The following is a 21,036-nucleotide window of genomic DNA, read 5'->3' as shown; positions in this document are numbered from 1 at the left end:
GGCTTATTTCTGGGCCAGCAGCTTCTTGAATAGATCCTCATCGTACGGCGAATAGATGTAACCGTCAGCCGGGAAATCCTTCGCCCGGGCGAGGTATTCGTCGATGTTGGAATTGTCGATCACCGGCAGCGGGATCTTGACGAAAGCCGGCACATCCTCGCGCTCCAGTGCATGGACGGCGGTGTAGGTGGCGAAGGCGCCGAGCCAGTTCGGCTGCATCGTCGCCCAGCTCTTCAGGCCCTTTTCCTTCCACAGTTCGAGAAACTGGCGCGCATTCTCGCCGGTGATCGGCACCTGGTCGCGGCCCTGCTTGTCGAGCGCGAGCACGGCGCCCGCCGACAACGCGCCGCCCAGCGACAGGATGCCGTCGATTTCGGGGTTGGCGAAAAGCAGGCTGGTGACGGCCTCCTGGGCGGGCGCGACATTGTAGGGCGTGTTCGTCTCGGCAAGCACCTTCACATCGGGATGGGCCTTAAGCTCGGCATCGGCGCCTTTGCGCCGGTCGTCGCTGACCGAAACGCCGGCTGGGCCATTGAGGATGAGGATCTTGCCCTTGCCGCCGATGGCGTCGATCAGGAACTTGGCCGCCTGATCGCCCCACTGTGAGGAATCGGTGTTGACCTTGGCGGTCACCTGGTCGGTATCGACGAGGCTGTCGAAGTTGATGATGGCGATGCCCTTGGCGCAGGCGTCCGCCAGCACGCGCGCCGGCGCGGTCGACGAACCAGCGATCAAGATGATGGCATCGACATCGGAATCGATCATCGACTGGATCTGCTGAATCTGGACGTTGGCGTCACCCTGGGCATCGGTCACGACGAGCTTGTCGACCAAGCCTTGCTTCTTCAAAGTCTCGACTTCGGCTTCGATCGTGCCCTGTGTCTGCTTCATCCAGGTCGGCACTGAATAGATATTGGCCCAGCCGATCGTATATGGCGGTTTGCGATCGCCCTTGATGCATTTAGCGGCGGCGTTGGCCTGCGAACCGGCGCCGAGGCTAAGGAGAAGACCGAGGCAAAGGGCACTGGCGGACGCGAAAAACGATGATTTCGTCATGATTGTTCCCTTCTGAAGTTATGCCTGGACGTGCGGGGTCGGGACGAGAAAACCCGCCGGTTGCCGCTTCCCGGAAACCGCCTGTTTTCTCGTCAGGACTTTCTGCGCCTGGCTCGTTATTGTCCGATATTTCAGACAATAAGCCTGTATATCGGACAAATGGGATGCTAGACTGAGCCTTGACATCTTTCAAGCGTCTTGAGACGAGGGCCGAAATGATTTTTGCGCGGGTGCGGCCTACATGAGCGATGGCGTCACTGGTCTAATTGAAACGCAAGCCGGCGCCGAGCCGCGCAATGGCGAACGGCGTCGCGGGATCGACCGCGTCATCATGCTACTCGAGGCCCTTCTGCGGCACCGAGCGCCGATGCGCGTCGGCGATATCGCCAAGATGATCGGCGCGCCGCGTTCAACCACTTATGAAATCGTCAACAGCCTGCTGGAAGCCGAAATGCTCGAGAACGTCGGAACGGAAGGCTATGTCTATTTCGGAAAGGCGATGCATCTGTTCGGCTGGGCCTACTCACATCATAATGCCCATTACCGGCGCATCATCGAAACCCTGGACAGACTAGCCGCGGAGACGGGCGAGACCGTCCAACTGTGCGGCCTGCGGGGGAACAAATATGTCGTCCTTGATTGCCGGGACTCGCCTGGCCCGTTCCGGATTTCAAGCGATGTCGGAGTCGAGGTGCCGATCCCGTGGACGGCGTCCGGAAGACTGCTGCTCGGCCATATGAGCGAGCAGGAAATACGGGACTTCATTCCGCCTGGCGACTACACGCTTCCCGACGGCCGCGTCATTGCGCCAGCTGAGTTCTTCGGCGATGTCGCTCTTGCGCGCCAGCAAGGTTTCAGCGAGACGGCTGCTCTGGCCGACCGCTTCACGTGGTGCATGGCCGCGCCCATCCGCGACGGTAACGGGGCCATCAACAAGACTCTTTGCTTCGTGTTGCCCGTCGACACGCCGGAAGCGCGGCGCAGCGAATTGCTTGCCCTGCTATGCGAGCGCGCCACTGGGTTGTCGTTGGCGGGAAGCTAGTAAAAAATCGGCGCGCGAAGGTCCAGGATAGGCTCCGTTCGTTCACCAAGCCAAGGCTCAGCTACGCTGTTGCGGCGGCGGACCCGATTCCCGTCTAGGCCGGCACCTATCTCCCGCCCTCCTCCCTCTCCCGATGGGTGCCGGCTATCTTCAGCGCGAGGCGGATTGCGCTTGTGTAGCCTACAGGCCCAGGGTCAGAGACAACTGGACAACAGGCGTGTCTTGCTCACGGACATCAATCGCTACGGGGTGTTGCTCCAGCCTTTGCACCTGATCTTTCGCTAAATTCGAGCAAGGCTCGAACCTGTACGGTTTTCACACTCCTCATGGTGAACCCACCGCCGGCGTGCGGGCCTTCGAATGTCGGCGCATCGACGATCTTGCTTTCGAGATAGCCGTCGTTGCTGCGGCAAGGCCCTTCTGACCCGCCGGGTAACTCCAGCAGCCGACCGCAGGCGACGGCACGATCAATCCGTATCGCCCCGCGCGCGCTCTGAGGGCGCAGGTTCGTTAAAGACTGCGGATAGGCGCGGGATACTGCGCGACCAGATCGTCGACGGTCAGCAATGTAATGCCCTCCACGATCGATTGAGCAATCAGAATCCGATCGAAGGGGTCCTTGTGGATGGGTGGAAGCCCCTCCACGGCAATGGCATGCTCGCCGGTGATGGGCAGCTCATGATAGCCATTGTCGATCAGGCCCCGACGTAAAAGCCGCGCATCGACCGTAAAGTCAGCGCGGCCCAGACCGCGTTTGATCGCAATCTCCCACAGACTTGCGGCGCTGAACATCAGGTCGTTGTCGCGATTCTCGATCTGCGTGAGAGCGGCAGGCGGGAGCTTGTCGGGCTCGCCCGCCGCCCAGAGCAGAAGATGGGTATCGAGCAGAAGTTTCATGCGTCGCCGCCGAACAGCTTCTCGATTTCCTCACCGGCCATGTGATCAAAATCGTCCGGAACAGAAAACTGCCCGGCCATAAACCCGACGCGACGCGTTTCGCCGGCCGCAGGAGCGTCTATCGCAATGACCTTCACCATCGGCTTGCCGGATTTCGCGATGATGAAAGATTCGCCTTTGGCCGCCCTGTCGATAAGGCGTGACAGATGCGTCTTGGCCTCGTGGATATTGACGGTGTGCATTGCAGGCCCTATGACTTAGTCTATCCAACTTAGTCTATTCGTGCCTGACCTTCAAGTGGGCTCCGTAAGAAGTGCGTCCTGGCCCGTCCCTTCGAGGAGCAGCCGGTGATGGCACACTACGCCGATCCACCACCACCGCACGAGCGTGTGCACCAGACCTTCTGCGGCACGTGAGAGATTAATGTCGTAGCCGACGGCGCGGTAGCGTCTTTCCTGGCTGGGATGAACGATGCTTTCTCGCAGCCGGAGAATGGGGTCATCGGTGCCTCGGTTTGTGCACGCCTTGTTTCCGAAGGACCTGAGGTGCTGATGATCGCGCGGCCTGCGATCGACTGGTGAAGAAAAGCCGTGGCAGCTGCCACGGCTTGCCGATCACGGCCCTCGCAGAGGCATTGCGGACGGCGCGAGAAAACGTCTTTCGTGACGCCGTTTCGCAGGGGCGAAGCAGGCCTCAGAACGGTCAGGCAGCGCTTACCAAAAAAGATTCGCCGGAAGGGAACTCAGGAAGCCCAGGCAAGTTCTGTGCGAAGTGGAGGAGATTGCGCCATGAACAGTGTCATTTATCTCATCGGCCTTGTCGTCGTCGTGCTTGCGATCCTCTCCTTCCTCGGATTCCACTAGGAGACACCATGCAGCACCAAAACGATCAGGGCCGTCAGACGGCCGATTTCGAGACAGCCAAAAGCGAGCTTTCGGAAAGAGTACAACGAGAAAAGCAGACCGCGACCGAGGCGCTACATGACGCTCGCGACGAGGTCACTCGGAAAGCCAGCGATTACGCTTCGGAAGCCAAGCAAGCATTGTTCGACAAGGCAGAGGGAACACAACGCGACGTGAGCGCCAACTTGAAGGCCTTTAGCGGTGCATTGCGCGCGGCAAGCGAGCATCTGGCCAATAATGATCAACGGACCGCTTCAAAGTTCGCCCTCGATGCCGCAGGCGGGCTTGAGCGGCTTTCATCCTCATTAAAGGATAAGCCGTTCGATGAGGTGCTCGGCGAAATCCAGTCCTTCGGCCGTGAAAACTCCGGGGCGCTGATCGCTGGCTCGGTATTGGCTGGCTTGGCGTTAGGACGGTTCATCAAGAGCTCGCCGCCATCTTCTTCGACCGGGACTCCGGATCAGTCGGGAGCAGGCCGGGCGTCCGAGACGGATTCGAGCTCGAATGAGTTCGGACGGCGATCGGCAGAGCCAGTTGAGCCTACGTTATCCCGCTCAGATCAGTCCGGCGATGACTGGGCCGATGCAAGTCTGGAGCAAAACCCATGACCGACAATCAGGACACTCGCAGCCTGACAACCCTTGTCGGCGATCTGGCACAGCAGGTTACAACGCTGCTTCAAACCGAAAGCAGGCTGTTGCGGGCTGAAATGTCGGAAAAGGTGAGCAAGGCCGGCGCCGGCGCGGTGGAGGTGATAGGAGGCGCCATTTGCCTGCTCGCCGCCCTGATGGTGCTTTTGCAGGCGCTGGTGATTGCCTTGGCGAGCGCCGGACTGGGAGCCGGATGGTCTTCGCTGCTGGTCGGCGTCGTGGTGGCGATACTGGGAGTCATACTCTTGCGCTCCGGCAAAGCAAGCATGGCTCCCTCCGAACTGACGCCCGACCGCACACAAGACCAACTCAAGCGCGACGCACGCGTGATCAAGGAACAGATAAGATGACCGACAAATCCGCAGCCGAGCTGGAACGCGATGCCGATATTGCCCGCGCCAAAGTGGCAGATACCGCAGACTCGATCCGCAGCAAGATGACACCGGGTCAGCTGATCGACGAATTCACCGGGATGTTCAGCGGTGAGGGATCCGCTATGCTCACCAACCTCAAGGCGCAGGTCAGGGACAATCCGCTGCCGCTTACCTTGGTCGGCGCCGGCCTGGCCTGGCTGATGCTCGGCAAGGGCACGTCCGTGGACAGTTCAGCACTAGGTGTCTATCAGACCCGCAGAGGACCTGACCCCGCCAGGGATTTCTCTGACCGGCGCAGCTTGGGCGGCGAGGGATGGCAGGGCTCGAGCGGCGACGAGTACGGTGCCGAGAGCGAAGGTTCCGGAATCGGCACCACGCTCTCCGATGCCGCTGGTTCGGTTGCTTCCGTTGCAGGCGGCGCCACTAAAGCTGTGGCAGACCTTGCGGGTAACGCCAGAGAAGGAGTGAGAAGCACGGCAGGACAGCTCGGCTCAGCCGCCAGCGATGTGACCGCACGGGCGCGTCAGTCGGCGCAGGACCTGTTCCAGCGCGAACCTCTGGCGATAGCCGCGGTGGGCCTTGCGGTGGGCACCGCCATCGGCGTGATGCTGCCTCACACCGCCACGGAAGACGAGCAACTTGGCGCCTACCGTGACAAGCTTCGTGACAGTGCCGAGGACGTCTTCGAGAAGGGCCTGGAGCAGGCCAAGCAGGTCGCCGCCGAAGCCTATGAGACCGCAAAAGAAGAGGCTGACCGACAGGGCACCAGCGGCGATGCCGAGACGTTGGTCGACCGCGTCGGGGAAGTCGTAAAATCGACGGCAAGCAAAACCGAGGAAGCCATTCGCGATCGTTTGCCGGAGTCGGACGAGTCCCCCTGAACTGCACAATAGCGCCGGGGTCGGTCGTTGGCGGTGTCACGTGTTGTTGGGCTGACCGCCGGTCTGCTTTTCTTGATTGCGTTCGCGGGCGGGTCAGGCATCGTTCACGCCCTGCGAGCGTCACGGCGGGGCAAGACACGAAACGCGATCACCTGCATCGCGCCTCGAAGACTCGCCCGTTCCGATCCCGGTATCGACAGTATCCGCGGCGGTCGGCCGCCGCTCCGATCAACGTACCGGCGACGGCCCCGATTGCACCGCCAACGACCGCATTTCGCACGTCGTTCCCGCCAGCTGCTGTTCCGAGCGCGGCACCGCCAACACCACCGATTACAGCGCCTTTTTCCGCGTTGGTGCAGCCCGCAGAGCTGAGACGTCGCGCAGAGCCCTGTTCCTACAACGTGCCGAGTTGTTGAACGCAAGCACTTTAACTCCCCCGACGCGCGAAGAAATTAGCTGAAAATCCAGGGGCTGGGCTCTGCGTCTCTTTGTGAATGGCAAACAGCTCAGTGTCCCATCAGATACGCCGATGGTTTTCGAGTAGCTCGCCACGCTTTGATCTTGACGTTCACTCGAAGCGGAGTATGAAATCTAAGCGAACCGCGAAGGCCCTACTCTGATCGCGGTTGGAACTACCCGTTTCGTTCAGTTGCCTGCGAAGCCGGAACGGCCGATCTGATGGTTGTGGGAAAGGCGACAGCGCGCTCTCGCGACCACCTTTCCCCACTGTCCTTCGACGCCGTAAGGAACGGCATTCTCGTCAGGAGTACGGTGAGAGGCCCAGCGATTTCGACTTCAATTCCGCCGGCCCTCGATGGATCTCGAAACGCAGTAACGGTTTCGATCAAGTCACGCATCGCCTCGGAATCGCCAGCTGCAATGCCTTTGGCAAGCCCTGTTTGAAGTTGGTCTAGTTGTTGCTCGCAGCGTGCCAGCACCGCAGAGTGCAGCGCAATGACATCGGTCGCCTAGGGTACGTCGTCCCGGCTCGGCCACAACGCATTTGCCCTCTTCATTGAGCGTCGTGGATTGCTTAGACAACGGGACGTTCCGATTCCGCTGGATCATCCATCGGCGGGAGCGGCGGCAATGGAAAACAAAGCTCGCCTATTACCTGAACGCCCACGCCAAGCACACTCATCTGTTCGAGGTCGGACGTGCTGGATGTAGAGCTGGTTGGCGCCTGCATCAGGAAGGGACCCAGAAACGAGACGGCGTTTTGCATCGTCGTGCGGGCTTCGGCGGTCCACGAGCCGCTGAATTCCACGTTTCGAACCAGAAGCAGGCCCTGAGGCAGGCAATGCGCATAGGCGTCGTCGGTCGAAGCCTTGATCATGTCGCCGCGCTTCATTCCCGGTACGTACCAATCCTCCTCGTCGATGAGGTCGGGATGCCACCATCTCGTGCCGGCGATCCGCCGGCTGATGGTGAGCATGCAGTACTCGAAATGCACATGCAGTTCACTGTCCGAGGTAGTTACCTCCGTTACGACGGGGTTTCTAATGAGATCGTGAAGCTGGATTGTGGCCAATCGGTTCACGAGCGACGTGTCCAACTGCATTTGCGTGTTTGAAGCATTTGGCTGCTCTCTGGGCGGCGAGACTTGATCTGCCTGGGCTGTGAGGTGTCGCCGGGCAGCGCGAATTCGACTGAATCTTGGCAGGTTGTCGGCCAGCGCCCGGGCGTGGAGCGGCGAAGCGGTGAGACCATCCAGATGGTTCGCGCTGAACTGGCTCAGATTGACCGCGGTGCCTGCTGCATCCTGGATACCGAGAAACTCGACCGGCTGGGTAGCGTAGTCCGTGAGATGTGGCTGCGTGCGCAGCTTTCTGACCGCCTGAACCCTTGGCACGATAGCTAATTCGGCGGCAAATGCCTTGCGCCGTTCGACCGCCTCGGAAACTGCGGTGAGGTTCGAAACCCCTTCTTTTGTCAACACTCGCATCTTCCATAAGAGGGGGTTTGCCTTAATCGCGCCGGGTGTCTCGGTCGTGGTTGCGGCAGTGCGGGATATCCTTTGATCGAAGACATGCCAGGCCGTGCAGCTGGGCTCGGCGAAATCTGTCGGCTCGCAGCTGAATGGCAGCGCATCGGGATTGTCCCCGATATCTTTTCGTGCCTCGGCAACCATCGCGGCGATGCGCGCATAGGAAGGAGCGTCCACCGGAACCCCCGGTTGCGCCCATGGGATCATCGCCAAATAGGCAGACTTGGCGGTAAGACTGCCGACAGACGAGGCGGAAACGAAGGAGGCATCGGACCGTTTCAGCCATAGCGGATAGTCGTACTGGTCTTCCAGCCACTCCGACAACCGCAGCGGATTGGTCACGCCATTTTGGACGATGCCATCGGCTAGCGCCTGCCCCGGATGAATGGCAAGCGCCAACGACGGGTCATTGTTGGGGTTGTAGGTCGCGATTAACGTGTCCACCACTTGCTGGCCAAGGATCGCGAGCTGATCGCTGTTCGTGCTCACAGGGACACCTCAGCCTTGCGGAGCAGCGGGCGCGTCGGCCGGTGTCACAGGCGCCCCGGCATTGGCGGCTGTCGCAGGGTTGGCCACGACTCCGGCGTTGAGTGCAGGGTCGTCCTTGCGCGGCGCGGCCGGCTGTATCTGGCCTACCCAGCCCACGATCTGCGAACCGAAAAGTTCAAGCGTTCCACCGTGTTCATTGCTGCTGAAGGAAAATCCCTGAGATGCATCGTGCTGGTTGCTGAATGCGCCGCTGCTGTCCGAATTGGAATGTTGGACCGATCCGCCGATACCGCACCAACCAACCTTGCCGCCATAGGAGGTGGAACTGCTTTCAGTGTGTCCGCTGGCGCTGTCGACGGCGCTCTGGAATGCGCTGCCCATGCTGCCCCAGGAATTAGCGCTAATCTTCACGTTTCGAACAATCAGAAAACCCTTCGGGATCATCGGGAGCAGCTTGGGCACGTCGCCGATCTGACCTTCGATGGTCCCGTCGCTGATCGCATTCTTCTTCTGACCGGCGAGATACCAGCCGTCCATGTGGAAAAGATCGCCAAGCAGCCATGGCCGTTCGATGCTGGCCATGAACCACTCGAACGTGACAGTTGCCGAAGAGCTGCTGTCCTGATGCGACTGCCAGGAGGACTGGTCGGCATTCCACCCGTCGTTATGGCTGGTCTCGCTATGTGATGCATTGGCGGAGGCGCCGAAACCCAGAACGCTGTAGCCGACGCTCCCCGATGTTGATGACGACTCGTTGTTGTAAAAACTGTGTCCGAAGCTGTGTTGGCCGCCGCCACCGCTCGCCTGGTACTGTTTCGATGTGGCGGTGATCTTCATCACCCCGAAGTCATCGTTGGTGTGATCCCACCAGGAGACCGGATCGATATACGACCAGGGCACCTTGATTGCCACGGCGCCACCGAGACCAACGCTATACTCGTCGTACATCTTGCGGGCCTTGGCAATCAGGGCGGCCGCGGCGCTGCCGCCGACGGACTGAAGGGTTGCAATCGCGTCGTCGATCTGTTGCCCGCCCATATCCTTGAAGTCGTTATAGGCTTGGTCGACGACGTTCTGGTATCTGGCGCTGGTGACCGGCCATGCCTGTCCCTGGATAGGATCGGACATGGCTTGGGAGTAAGCGAGCGCGAACTCGCTGCGCGCATCTGCCAGCACCTTCTGGTTGTGCCTGTAGGCGGTGTGGCGCGGCGTGTAGCCGGTAAAATTGCCGTCGGCATCCATCAGATACAATGTCTTCTGGGCATCGGCGATGCGCTTCTTGATATCGGTCGAGGGCTCAGGGATCGGTTCCGCCTGCATGCCGGCCAGGGCTGTGAAATACTCGATACTGACGGTGCGCTGAGGCCACGACACCGCAACCCCCTTGTTGGTGACCATCAACATGTCATCAACCCGCTGAGCCGTGTTGAAGGCGCTGCTGATCGCCAATTGCAGCCTGGGATCTGGTGCCGGCATTGCGGACAGCTGACCGGCCGGCGTCGCGGGCGTTCCGGCCGAAGGGGGCGCGGGTGGTGCTGAGAAGGCGCCCGTGGTGGAAACCGCGCCGTAGGCGCTGCCGCCGGCCGGCGTCCAGGGATTGGCATACATCTTCGGGTCAATCGGCTGGCCGACTGGAAGGTGCATGTAGACTGCCGAGCCAGACGGCGTGCCGTCGGGATTCACAAGCTGGGCCGCAACGGCGGTGTGTATCTGGTTCAGCGCGTCAAGCAGTGCTTGCGTGATGCCGCCGGTGACCTGAAGATCGTTACCAGGCATGAGAACTCTCCTTGTTTCGTTTGTTGCGGCGCTGGACCATGGATCGTCACGCGGACGGGGGGAAAGACCAACGTCAGGTTGCGGATGTGCAAAGCCCGCGCTCCGTCGATCCGAGAGCCCAGGCCCAAGAGCAAGTTACGTCTCGTTCGGACATCGGCCGATCAGACAATCACCAGGTCAGGAATGTCCTTGCCGGGCCCAGCCGCCTCCTTGGCTGCCGAGCATCTCCCAGCCGAAGTTTGCTGCTGTCCCTTCCGGGCACGTGTCGCTAGGGCGATGGCTTCCTGCGGACCTGTGCCTGTGACAAAAACCGTGAGTGTCTGGGCCGGTTAGGCATCGACGAGATAGTCGTGGTACAGCGAGTGGATGCTCCGGCCATTGTCGCGGGCCTGCAGAATTCTCTCCCATAGTCCGAGATGAACCTCGCCGGGAGCGCCTTGGTGGACCACTCCGTTGAGGAACCGGATATGCCGGCGAATGTTGTCGTCGAAAGAGAGGCCTGCCGTGCGAACGTCATCATCGCCAAGCTCCTCGTCGAAGCTTCCGCCCTGCAGCTCGTCCCTGACATGACCGGACACCGCTGACAGGAAGACTTCGAAGGTGACGCCTTCCGGCAGCCCGCCTGCGGTCTGCTGGACGTTGTAGAAGTCTCTGCTGATGTAGTCGTCCTGATTGTTCTCGTCGAGAACGTGGTTCATGATCTGCCAGGTTCGGTCACCAGCTTCGTCGGCCGAACCCTCGAAAAGATTTAATATCCGGTATGCTCTATCCTGCCATGTAGACATGTTTTTGATCCTCATCGGGCTGCTTGCATGCGCGGTTTCGCGAGCGGGGTAGCCTCTCGAGGGGCCGGACGAAGCGGTTGTTTGGTTTCGACGGATTGAGTTTCTCTGACCGCAGCTTACGGATGGCTTACAGATCGAAATTTTTTGGATCCATTCGCTCAGGAAGAAACCACAAGCGAGTGGATTGTATCGAAAGCCCGATTCCGCCGGTCTATCTTGCCCGCCCGCTCGCTGCGCGAGTAGTCCTGCACGCTGCTGGGTAGAATCCAGCATTACGCAGGCACGCTGCCCAAGCGCAGAGTTTATCGCTCCGGGGTCTCAGTGTTTCCGACCCGGATTGCTGGTTGGACAAAACCGCCCCGCACACGATCGGCCAGGGATTGCCCGTGAAATTATCGGGCCGTGCAAAGAAGAGGTTCGGAGCACGCTGGCAAGACACAGCTTACGGGTGGCTTCGGGTCTTTGGGCGTTCAGGATTTCAGATACGGGCGCACCAGCGTGCGGATCACGTGAGAGGATTTGTATTCCCCGTTCGCTCCAACCGCCCTCTCGTAACGCGAGAAGTCGTCTACAGCTGCGGCAGGATCACTGCTGGACAGACGTTCCCTGATGAGGGCTTGGTACACTCTTTCCGAATCCGGGTAGTACTCGAGTGCTCTCAGGTAGGCTTCTCGCGCCCGGAAACCTTCTCCGGCATTCTCCCAATGTCTTCCGACGTTGATCGCCAGGTCGATATAGCCGTCCCGAACCTTGTCGGCCACCGGTATCGCCCAAGACGGAAGAGAACCCGGCGACAGTGGCGGGCCGGGGAATCTCGCCAGAAGCTGTTCCTTTTCGGGGACTGTCGTATCCCCTTTCCGGGAAAGACCGCGGTTGAGACGGGTTTCCCAATCGGCAAGGTCGACCCACACCTTGTCCGGGGGCAGACTGATGCGCCCCTCCCTCTGAACTATGAAGTCGCCCTTGCCGAGCGTCTTGCGCAGGCGGTGAAGGGCTTGCTCGCACGCCGGTTTGGCTTGATCCCCGTCAAGGTCGGGCCAAAGCCAGTCATGAATGCTTTCGAGGGGACAGGTCTGGTCGCGCGCCAGGGCGAGAACCCGCAGGATGTCGAGGGCACGCGTCGGCGATTTTGATCCGAGATCGAACTGAGTTCCGTCGAGCTCGATCCTGAAGCCGCCCAGCACAAAGATCTTCAGTGGCCATGGCCATTTGGCAGGCCGTCTCATTGGCGGGACGAGACGCCGCGTCTGAATGACCGAATGGCAGAGATCCACTTCGATTCCGCGGTCAAGTGCATCGGCCAGCAATTCGGCGAGGAGATCGGGCAGGTTGAGTAGGATTGCAGACGGGTTGACGGTCCTCAGGGCTGTCATGAACTCCGTCAGTTTCTCTTCATAACCGGCTCCGCCCCTCCATTTCTCTTCAAAACCGGCAGCGGCAAGAATGCAAATCTTCACCCGTTCCCGCGGGCCACCGTCCAGCCGGTCGACGATATCTGCCAACAGCGAGGCGGCCTCAGCGGGCCTTCTGTCGGCGAGAAGAACCTGGAATTTGGTGACATAATGCGGCCAGCGCTCGACCATCGGCTCGTTCGCCTCTTCGATCGCGGTCATGAACGTGTCGCAATCCCTGTAGGCTTCGACGAAGCTGCCTTGCCGCGCATGCATGGCGGCTCGGCAATCGGCGACTACAGCCACCTGAGTTGTGAAGCGGCTGTCCGCGATTTTGCTGAGCCTCGTCACGAGATCTGCGAAGCCGGCGAAATCGTTACGCAGCTTGAGCAGCAGCTGGAGATGGTAGAGACCGCTGAACTCGACGCTTCTCAGGGCTTCCCTCTCGCCCATCTCGATTGCCTTGCGAAGGGCGTCTTCGGCCGAGGCATATGGAAACCCGCGCCTCGAGAATGAAAAATACCTTCCGCTGGCGGCGCCGAAAGAGACCAACCACATGCCGAGCACCCAAGGCGTCACCTTCGGGTCGTTCAATTCGGAAGCGACGCTGTCGACCGCCTGTTCGAAGATGTCCTGCCGCCCTGACCAGACCGCATGATCAACAAGGGCTTCACTGGCAAGCAATCTCAGGTCAACCGGAACTTCACCAGTCGGGTTCGACAGCTGTTGCAGGAGTTCGTCGGCCATCTTCACTCCTGCCTGTGCGGTCTCCTCGTCGGCCTCCCCGTAATCCACCGCGCGCAACATGCCGACACCAACCAGCATCCGCTCTCTCGGGACAAGATCGGGTTGCCTTCCGCGAAGGATGGCGGCTGCCCTTCGCGTCCACCCGTCCAGGCCCCCGTGCGTCCGCCAGCTGCTTGTCTTTACGAGCACGGCGCGGATCACGGTCAGCCACTGCCCCCGCAAATCGCCGTCCTTCTCGAACGCCTCCCAAGCCCGCGAGAACCATCGCTCGGCTGCGGCGTCGTCAGGAACATGAGCGGCCCCGATCCAGTGGAGAAGCCAGCCTTCCAGTTCTTCAGCAGGAAATCTGGTGCCCCATTCGATCAAGGTAGCCCTGCGGCCTTGGGACAGCATCGCCTCGGCGTGCTCGATAACCAACTCGCGGGCAAGCGGCCAGGCTTCTGCTTGGAGAGCCATCGATACGGCAGCGTCGACCAATCCTGCGTCGCGCAGGACCCGAGCTGCCCTTTCGCGCAGACTTGCCTGCTCTTCCGGCGGCAGCCGCGCTTCGAAGAGCCTGGACAGGTAATCGCGCAGGAGGTCGTGGAACTGGAATCCTCCGCTTCCGAGGCCTGTTCGGGTAACCAACAGCTGCATTTGGAAGAGCCGCTCCAGCACCGGGCCGCCGACTCTGGGTCCGAGCAAGGCGTCGGCAAGACCGGAATTGATTTCGGGAAGCAGATTAAGCTTCAGCAGGGTGTTCTGGTCGTCGCCTGGAACGTTCTGCAGGAACAGTCTGCCGACCACCTCCTGGAAGTTTCCCTGCCCCAGAGGCATGGCGCTCATCAACTGCGGGGCACTTGATTGGTTGGCGATCATGACCAGGCCGACCGCCCACCCCCTGGCGGCGGTGACATCGATCCCCTTCTCATGGCCTGGTTCCCTGAGGCCGACGAGGCAGCGTGCTTCGTCCTCCGAGAATTCCAGTGCGGTCTGGCCGATGACCGGCAGCTTGCCTGCGAGCGCGAGTTCGGCCACGCCCCCACCAGGCAGTGTACGCGATATGCAGATGCACCGGACCGTGTTGGGCAGTTCTCGCAGCAGGACAGCCAGAACTTCGCGGAATTCTGGTGTATCGGCACGGTGAATATCGTCAAGGACGATGACCGTGTCCGGCGCCATCTGCGCCAAGTAAGCGCGGAAGAACAGACGCGCGAATGCAGCAGCATCCTCCGCATATTCGGTTCCGAAAACAGGAAGACTGAGTTCCTGCGCCCCAGGCGACATCGCCAGATAGTAGAACAGGCGGGCGATATCCTGGTCCTCGTCATCGACGCGATACCAGACATGCGGAGCCCGCTTTTCCTGGAGGTAATCGATGACCGCGGTGGTCTTCCCGTATCCGCCAGGGGCAGCAATCCAGCACATGCCGGATTCCAGGCACCTGTCGACCAGTGCAGCAATACGCGGCCGCCGCGAGATTCCCGCGGGTCTTGGCATTGAAAGCTTTGCTATCGGGCCGCCGTGCACCGCCGCATCCAGATCCGCCAGGCTGCACTCTTATAGCAGATGATGGGCCGAGTGCGCGTCATTTCAGCATGTAAGCCAAACGTAAGCGCGGCTCCGTCACTGTCGGCATCGTTCCAACTCAAGGAGAAAACCCGTGCCGACCGCAACCGTTCAAACCATCTATTGTGTCCAGCCCGCCACCGGAACCGACTTCGCGGCCAACCAGGCGCTGGTCGACGCCATCATGGGCCTGACGCCGTCCCAGAACGACTTCGCCGGCAGCCTGCTGCAAGGGATCAAGTCACTGCCAAGCGTTCTTGGAGTGATCGACGCCATACGGGCCGATCCGGACAATCTGTTCATCACCACCGGGACTGAAGGCAATGTCGATGACGCTGTCTGGCCCTCTCCCGGAACCACCAGGGAAGTCAATGCGGACCAGTCGTTCGAACCCGGCCTCGTGCTGCCGTTCGAGTATAGCCAGAATCTCTCTCTTTGGGATGAAGACGGCCCTCTTAATGGCAATGATCCACTCGGCTCCGTCACCATGGAGAAGGAAGAACAAGGCTTGGGTCCAATCGCCAAAATCGCCCGCTCGGCGATCGAGGGGTCGGCCTACTACGTCATTTACCGGGTCGACTGACCGCGCGACAGGCATCAGGTGATGTCCACGGTCGCCGACAACACCTCAGCGAGCAGAAAGCAGCGGGCTGTGACGACCTCGTAAGCCATTCGTAAGCTCGGGCAGGTGAGCATTCCATCTCGCAACAAGTTGATGGAGCAATGACCATGCGTCCCTACTCTCTGAACATAGGCCGCATCAAATGTCATTCGACGAATGATTATACAGGCTCTGACGACCTCGTTGGAGTGATGGGTCCTGTTCGCTTCCCGATTGGATCCTTCACTCCGGGAAACGACTACAATCTCGACATCAACCAGGTCGTTCCAGCCGGTGAATTCTACCTCAATATTATCGAGACCGACCTTTCAGGCGATGACGAGATAGGGATGATCGACCTGTCCGCGATCATGGATTTCCAAACCGTGAAAAACGTGCAGGGCGCGGATGCCAGTTACGACATCACCATCCTTGTCCAATCCGTATCAGACTAGCTCTAGCATGCGCGATCCACACTCGAAGCGGGATCGCGCCTGCTCCGCTTTGGATGTCTGGTGCCTCCGGTGAGGTGGTGGCTTCTCCGCGCCAGGAACTGCTCCGAACTCAAGCTCGGCGAGCGATCCGGTTCCGATCGAGCTTCCTGACACGCATGGATCGATTCCGGTCGGATCGTTCTTTGAAGACTTGCAGAGAAGGTCATGGACATCAAAGACGTCTGGGAGTTGTTCCGGGGCGGAGCGCCTGGCCCTGTAATTTTGGTTCCGAAAGGGAACTCGACAGATGGGTTGGGATAGCGCCTCCCCACAACGCTTGAGCCTTCCTGCTAGAAATAGCGCGGAGGACGGCCGCCAACTGGCCGTTAGCCTGCACTCTGGCAGTAGACACAATTGTGCCAGATTATACTCAGCTGAACTGGTTTATTCAAGAGTAATGCCAATAGACGAATCAGGAGATTGAAATGCTTACTCAAGTAACCGTACCTTACTCTCCCGGCTACGACTATGGAAAAGGTGTCGATCTTGCGACGGGTAGTCCGATGGGTCATGTCGTCGATGGCGCATTTTCCGGCGTCGATGATGCAATGGGGTCCATATCTTCATTCGACATACGCCGCATTCACACCACCGCCGAACTCGAAAAGTCGCTGAGCATCAATGTCGAAGCGAGCGGCGGGTGCGGGTGCTTCTCCGCGTCAGGAAGATTTGACTTCGCCCAAAGCTCAAAGATCCAGAGCAGTTCGCTGTTCCTGCTCATCTCCGCCAAGGTAACGCTGCCCTTTCACGGCATCGACGAACCAAAGCTGAGCGGCTCGGCGGCGGCGATATCGAGCAATCCCGAACTCTTCCAATCACGCTACGGAAACATGTTCGTGAACGGGGTAGGCCGCGGCGGGATGTTCCTAGCCGTCCTGCAGATGGATACAGCCAGTTCCGAGGAGGCCCAAGCCGTTTCGATGGAGTTGTCGGGGTCCTACGGGCTGTTTTCTGCCGACGCCAAGATGAAAATGGAGAGCATGCAGAGGCATTTTCCATGAAGACGTACGCACGACCGTCTACCACGAAGGCGGCCCAAATCAATCTGATCATGGGGGACGTAACGGATCCCAGCCAGATGTATGGGCTTCTCCAGCAATGGCTGAACGCGTTCCAGACCGATCCGAACGCCAATGCCGTTCCTTATTTCGTCACCCTGGCTCCAATCTCCATCGCAGATGGACCGATCCCGCCGAACGCAGCGCAGGTCCGGCAAGCTCAGGATGTTCTGGTTGAGTGCGCGAAGGAGCGCAGCAGCCGGCTAGACCAGATGAACCTGATGGACTTCATTACGCTCAATCCAGGTAAGTTCACCTTCACGGCACCGACAACCCTGCAGACGGTTCAGGAGGCATTCCGTGGTTTCCAAGTCGATATAGACATCATCGCGCAAGCCGCCGCCGCGGCGATCAACGATCCTAAAACAGCGTGCCTGCCGGTTGATTTCGCCGCGAACCAGCAGCGGCGCTTCCCACAAGGGCTGACGCCCGATCCATTGCCGGAAGGCGCCAAGGGGCTGAAAAGCGTTTATGCGGACAAGGGAAAAATGATGGTCAGCCGCGACGCGTTGTTGAGCGAGATGCGAGAATTAGAGCCAGACGGCCCCGCCAAGACCGGGTTTGATATTGGCGTCGCGATGCCCGGCGCAGACACGCCATGGGGCCCGGGAAAGCAGCTTTTCATGGATGGCCTTGATGCTGACGAGCGCGTTGGCTGCGAGGATTCGGCGTTCTTCATTGTCGCCCGGAATGCGCAACTCGGCCTCGCGACCGTCGGCGCGAAGATCGCGGAGCAGACCTCGACGGATGCCTTTAAGGCTGCCCGCACTGCAGAGCCGCCCGGCATGTACACTCTGGGCTTCGACATCGCCTCGGGCCTCTTCGGCGACGCGAGGCTCGGCGCGCGCGGCCACACCGCACGAGGCCCCGGATCTCTGGGGATCAGGGCAGCCCTCGACCCGAGAGGTCAGCGCGGCTTCGATGCGGCGATGACGCTGTATTCGGTTGCCTGATGACGGGAGCGTCTGATCAACAGGCCAGAGAGGACATTCTCGTTTCACTGCTCAAGCCTGTGAGGCACAGAAAACCACCAGACCGTCCAGCTTGAAGATGCGAGCGCAGGCTTGATTGGAACGCCTGGAGACTCGGCCCCGTCGTTTCGGGATGTTCAGAAGCGCACCGTCCTGCGATTTTATCGACCCGCGCCGGGCGTTCGTTACGGCCGGTCAGTTCGCCAACCGAGCCGCGACTCGATGCGGCGCGCACTGGTCTTGACCATCGTAATCAAATCCGGGTTCTTTTGCTTCAGCTTCACGTCCGGGACGACGATCGAGATCGTGGCACGGCAGGCTCCTTGGTTGTCACGGATGGGAGCCGCAATGCAGGCAACTGAAAAGTCGGATTCACCAGCCTGGATCGACAGGCCCTGCTCCAGTGCTGCGGCCGCCGCCCGAGCGAGCACATCCTTGTCCGTCTCGGCCCGTCCGGTCGGAGAGGCGATCGCGGATCGGGCGAAAATTGCGCGGCGTTCGGCTTCCGGCAAATGGCCGACGAGCAGCCGGCCCGACGCAGTCCAGTTCAGCGGCGTCCGGGTCCCGACGCGAGATGTAACCTGGAAATGATCTTTGCCCTCTTCCATCGCAAGCACGACCATATGGTCACCGTCACGGCCGCATAGCTGGATCGTCTCTTTCGAACTCTGAGCCAGTTCGTGCATCTCCTGCGTTGCCACGTTGAGCAGATCCAATGTGCGAGCGTAGGTCAGGCCGTATTGATAAAGCCGCGGGCCTAGCCAGAGCAGGCCGCCGTCCTTGCGGTCCAGCAGTTCCTTTTCGACCAGATCGTCGACGATGACGTAGATCGTCGACAGGGGGGCGCCGATGTCGTGTGCTATCTCATACGCCGTTGCTGGCCGACCCTGCTTTTGCAGATAATCGAGTATTTGCAGCGCACGGTCGATACCGCTGGTGCGCGAGCGGCGGGGTTCGCGTGCGCCTTCGGCAGGGTTCAGGTGCAGGTCGGGCGCTATCGTGGGCATGGCATTCTCGGTTTTGCGTGCACTGTAAGGCAGCCGGGGCATTTACCACAGCCACCCTCAATCCGGCCAGTTGAGGATCGTGGCCTCGCGGGCCATGAGACGCTCGTTCCATGGTGTGGCGATGATCGCATTCGACTTGCGCGCGCCATCAAGCTCCTCGGCAAGCCGTGCCGCCACGACGAATTCTTCGTCGGGATGTAAATTGCATGGATCGAGGAAGAAATAGCCGTGCTCGACCTCATGGTCGCGGACGACCACCGGCGGATTGCCGGCTGCCAGCCGGTCGACCAGATCCCAGGCCGTAATGCGGGCTTCGGCGGCATTCACCCACACCTTCAAGCGATCGAGCGGATTGCTGGTCGGGTCGGGTACGATGGCGGCGGTGATGCCGGGCCGCCCCTCGAGCGCTTGCGCCCAGCAATCGAGCGCTCGGCGTTCGCGAGCGCGGATACCGTCATGGTCACGCGTTTTCCAGGCCTGGAGAGCAGCGAGCGCACCGACGATGCCTTCCTTGCCGACCTTCATACCGCGCCCGATGCCTCGGTTCTGCAGATAGACGTCGCGCACCCGCGCTTTCGTGCCTGCGACGATGCCGGATGTCGGGCCGCCCAGGAATTTGTGACCCGAATACAGCACCAGATCGGCTCCGCTGGCGAGAAAGCCCGCCAGGTCGTATTCGGACGCTGCGTCGACGATGACCGGGACCCCGCGTGCATGGGCGGCTTCGACGAACATCTTCAGCGGGATTTGCCCATACTCGACGACATGGTGCGACACGACGTAGACTGCTGCAGCAGTGCGCTCGGTGATGGCGCCTGAGAGCTGATATGCCGAGGCGCTGGTCGCCTGACCGACCGGCACGACCTTGGCGCCGGCGAGACGGATCGCCTGTTTGATCGGTGCGCCGTAGCTGACCATGTGGCCGGACTGGATGACGACCTCGTCTTTCAGTCCCGCGGCATCCGGCAGCCGTTCGATCGCGGCAAGGTCCGGGCCGGTCATGCTGGCCGCCACCGCCAGGGTGATTGCCGCGGAACACGACGCGGTGATGAAGCCGGCCTCCGCGCCCGTCAATTCGGCGATCACGGCGCTGGCCTTGCGATGCAGATCGGCCATTTCGACAAACTCGGTGAGAATGCCGGACACAGCCTCGACAGCCGCGGGAACGACAATGGAGGCGCCGAGCGAGGTCATCGTGCCAGAGACGTTGATGACGGGCCTGAGGCCCAGATGGCTGCGGATATCGTCGACAGGCATGGTCTTGTGCTCCGGCTATTCGTGATCCGATCAATCAATGGCGATGACGGCTTCGATTTCGACGCTGATTCTTCCCGGCAGTGATCCGTGGCCGACCGCAGAGCGGGCATGCGTGCCGCGCTCGCCGAAAACATCGATGAGCAGGTCCGAGCAGCCGTTGATCACCGCGGGGTGGTCGGCGAAATCCGGCGTGGCGTTGACCATGCCGAACAACTTCACCACACGCCGCACGCGGCGTAGATCGCCGAGCGCTGCGTGCATGACGGCAATGAGGTTGACACCGGTCAGCCGCGCATGGGCATAGGCCTGATCGACCGTGACCTCGGCACCAACCTTGCCCGTATGGACCCGGCCGTCGGCCTCGCTCGGCCCCTGGCCGGACAGGAACAGCAGCTTGCCCTCCTGCACGTGTGTGACAAAATTGGCGATCGGCGGCGGCGCCTCGGGCAGCGTTATTCCAAGCGCCACAAGCCGGTCGTAGGGCGTGCTTTCCGGTCGCTTCATGAGCTCGGAAAAAGTCATACACAAACTCCAATCAGATCGTTTTTTCGTTGTGCCGGATGCAGGCCACGTGGTGCCCGCCGCCGATATCGTCGAGGGGCGGAATGATCCCGGCGCAGGCGGCAATTGCCTCCGGACAGCGGGTGCGGAAGACGCAGCCGGAAGGCGGGTCAATCGGGCTTGGAATGTCACCGTGCAAGGCGACGTGGGTGCGCCGGCGGGTCGGGTCGGGTACGGGTGCCGTCGCCAGCAATGCCCTGGTGTATGGGTGCCGCGGCGCGGCGTAGAGAAGACGGCTCGGACCACGCTCCATGACGCGGCCGAGATACATCACCACCACTTCGTCGCAAAGGTATTCGACCACCGAGAGATCATGCGCGATGAACAGCAGCGTCAGGCCGAGCCGCTTTTGCAACTCACCGAGCAAGTTGAGCACCTGCGCCTGCACCGACACATCAAGCGCCGAGACCGGCTCGTCGGCGACGACGAATTCCGGCTCGACGGCGAGCGCGCGCGCAATGCCGATGCGCTGGCGCTGGCCGCCGGAGACTTCGTGCGGGGAGCGCGTGGCGTGATCGGGCGACAGGCCGACCAGGGTCAGCAGGGCAGCGACCCTGTCGGC

19 protein-coding genes and 1 pseudogene are annotated in these 21,036 nt (G+C 60.7%); 8 read left to right on the top strand and 12 right to left on the bottom strand.

What is annotated here, in order from left to right:
- Positions 1-3: 3 nt before the first annotated feature.
- Positions 4-1,056, bottom strand: coding sequence for a substrate-binding domain-containing protein (locus NKJ08_RS14990; protein ID WP_352782187.1), 1,053 nt, complete (start codon positions 1,054-1,056; stop codon positions 4-6).
- Between the two features lie 241 nt (positions 1,057-1,297).
- On the opposite strand from NKJ08_RS14990, the gene NKJ08_RS14985 reads away from it, so the two are divergent.
- Entirely contained in the window at positions 1,298-2,098 is an 801-nt protein-coding gene (locus NKJ08_RS14985) for an IclR family transcriptional regulator (protein WP_352525560.1), read from the top strand.
- Positions 2,099-2,608: 510 nt separating this feature from the next.
- On the opposite strand, the gene NKJ08_RS14980 is transcribed toward NKJ08_RS14985, so the two are convergent.
- Complete coding sequence (locus NKJ08_RS14980) at positions 2,609-2,995, bottom strand: type II toxin-antitoxin system VapC family toxin (RefSeq protein ID WP_352525559.1); 387 nt, start codon at positions 2,993-2,995, stop codon at positions 2,609-2,611.
- The gene (locus tag NKJ08_RS14975) at positions 2,992-3,237 is read right to left on the bottom strand and encodes a type II toxin-antitoxin system Phd/YefM family antitoxin (RefSeq protein WP_352525556.1); all 246 of its coding nucleotides are present in this window, start codon (positions 3,235-3,237) and stop codon (positions 2,992-2,994) included. The genes NKJ08_RS14980 and NKJ08_RS14975 overlap by 4 nt, the downstream gene beginning before the upstream one ends.
- Before the next feature lie 629 nt (positions 3,238-3,866).
- Between NKJ08_RS14975 and NKJ08_RS14970 the strand changes: the two genes are divergently transcribed.
- Genes NKJ08_RS14970 through NKJ08_RS14960 form a run of 3 tightly spaced genes read left to right on the top strand, consistent with a single transcriptional unit; the run spans position 3,867 to position 5,802 of the window.
- Entirely contained in the window at positions 3,867-4,505 is a 639-nt protein-coding gene (locus tag NKJ08_RS14970) for a hypothetical protein (protein ID WP_352782184.1), read from the top strand.
- On the top strand, positions 4,502-4,897 hold the full coding sequence (locus NKJ08_RS14965; RefSeq protein ID WP_352525554.1) for a phage holin family protein: 396 nt from the start codon (positions 4,502-4,504) through the stop codon (positions 4,895-4,897). Before NKJ08_RS14970 ends, NKJ08_RS14965 begins: the two co-directional genes overlap by 4 nt.
- Positions 4,894-5,802, top strand: coding sequence for a hypothetical protein (locus NKJ08_RS14960; RefSeq protein WP_352525553.1), 909 nt, complete (start codon positions 4,894-4,896; stop codon positions 5,800-5,802). The genes NKJ08_RS14965 and NKJ08_RS14960 overlap by 4 nt, the downstream gene beginning before the upstream one ends.
- 148 nt (positions 5,803-5,950) lie before the next feature.
- On the opposite strand, the pseudogene NKJ08_RS14955 reads toward NKJ08_RS14960, so the two are convergent.
- The 5 genes and pseudogenes from NKJ08_RS14955 to NKJ08_RS14935 all read right to left on the bottom strand — a co-directional run.
- Positions 5,951-6,154, bottom strand: a pseudogene (locus tag NKJ08_RS14955) (glycine zipper domain-containing protein); the annotation flags it as partial.
- Positions 6,155-6,835: 681 nt separating this feature from the next.
- Positions 6,836-8,278 carry a hypothetical protein gene (locus tag NKJ08_RS14950; RefSeq protein ID WP_352782182.1) on the bottom strand — a complete coding sequence of 481 codons (1,443 nt, stop codon included), beginning with the start codon at positions 8,276-8,278 and terminating at the stop codon, positions 6,836-6,838.
- 9 nt (positions 8,279-8,287) lie between these two features.
- Positions 8,288-10,054: a hypothetical protein gene (locus NKJ08_RS14945; RefSeq protein ID WP_352782180.1), complete on the bottom strand. Its 1,767-nt coding sequence runs from the start codon at positions 10,052-10,054 to the stop codon at positions 8,288-8,290.
- A gap of 329 nt (positions 10,055-10,383) precedes the next feature.
- A complete protein-coding gene (locus tag NKJ08_RS14940) occupies positions 10,384-10,752 on the bottom strand; it encodes a hypothetical protein (RefSeq protein ID WP_352782178.1) in 369 nt (122 codons plus the stop codon).
- 557 nt (positions 10,753-11,309) lie between these two features.
- Positions 11,310-14,384, bottom strand: a complete 3,075-nt coding sequence (locus NKJ08_RS14935) for an AfsR/SARP family transcriptional regulator (RefSeq protein ID WP_352782176.1) — start codon at positions 14,382-14,384, stop codon at positions 11,310-11,312.
- Between the two features lie 235 nt (positions 14,385-14,619).
- Between NKJ08_RS14935 and NKJ08_RS14930 the strand changes: the two genes are divergently transcribed.
- From NKJ08_RS14930 to NKJ08_RS14915, 4 genes are all read left to right on the top strand, one after another.
- Positions 14,620-15,108, top strand: coding sequence for a hypothetical protein (locus NKJ08_RS14930; RefSeq protein WP_352782174.1), 489 nt, complete (start codon positions 14,620-14,622; stop codon positions 15,106-15,108).
- 140 nt (positions 15,109-15,248) lie between these two features.
- Positions 15,249-15,581 (top strand): hypothetical protein, encoded by a 333-nt coding sequence (locus NKJ08_RS14925; RefSeq protein ID WP_352782172.1) that lies wholly within the window; start codon positions 15,249-15,251, stop codon positions 15,579-15,581.
- 464 nt (positions 15,582-16,045) lie between these two features.
- Positions 16,046-16,621 carry a hypothetical protein gene (locus NKJ08_RS14920; RefSeq protein WP_352782170.1) on the top strand — a complete coding sequence of 192 codons (576 nt, stop codon included), beginning with the start codon at positions 16,046-16,048 and terminating at the stop codon, positions 16,619-16,621.
- Entirely contained in the window at positions 16,618-17,631 is a 1,014-nt protein-coding gene (locus NKJ08_RS14915) for a hypothetical protein (protein WP_352782168.1), read from the top strand. Before NKJ08_RS14920 ends, NKJ08_RS14915 begins: the two co-directional genes overlap by 4 nt.
- Before the next feature lie 203 nt (positions 17,632-17,834).
- Here the strand turns inward: NKJ08_RS14915 and NKJ08_RS14910 are convergent, their stop codons facing one another.
- The 4 genes from NKJ08_RS14910 to NKJ08_RS14895 all read right to left on the bottom strand — a co-directional run.
- Positions 17,835-18,656 carry an IclR family transcriptional regulator gene (locus NKJ08_RS14910; RefSeq protein WP_352782167.1) on the bottom strand — a complete coding sequence of 274 codons (822 nt, stop codon included), beginning with the start codon at positions 18,654-18,656 and terminating at the stop codon, positions 17,835-17,837.
- 57 nt (positions 18,657-18,713) lie between these two features.
- Positions 18,714-19,913 (bottom strand): aminotransferase class V-fold PLP-dependent enzyme, encoded by a 1,200-nt coding sequence (locus NKJ08_RS14905; RefSeq protein WP_352782165.1) that lies wholly within the window; start codon positions 19,911-19,913, stop codon positions 18,714-18,716.
- Between the two features lie 30 nt (positions 19,914-19,943).
- Positions 19,944-20,435 (bottom strand): RidA family protein, encoded by a 492-nt coding sequence (locus NKJ08_RS14900; RefSeq protein ID WP_352782164.1) that lies wholly within the window; start codon positions 20,433-20,435, stop codon positions 19,944-19,946.
- A gap of 13 nt (positions 20,436-20,448) precedes the next feature.
- Positions 20,449-21,036, bottom strand: a 588-nt coding sequence (locus NKJ08_RS14895) for an oligopeptide/dipeptide ABC transporter ATP-binding protein (protein WP_352782163.1), incomplete at its 5' end; no start/stop codon positions are given.

Source organism: Mesorhizobium sp. M0244, from assembly GCF_040321795.1.
Lineage (GTDB): Bacteria > Pseudomonadota > Alphaproteobacteria > Rhizobiales > Rhizobiaceae > Mesorhizobium.
The sequence above is the reverse complement of the archived record's forward strand: the minus strand, read 5'-3'. Positions and strand labels throughout refer to the sequence as shown.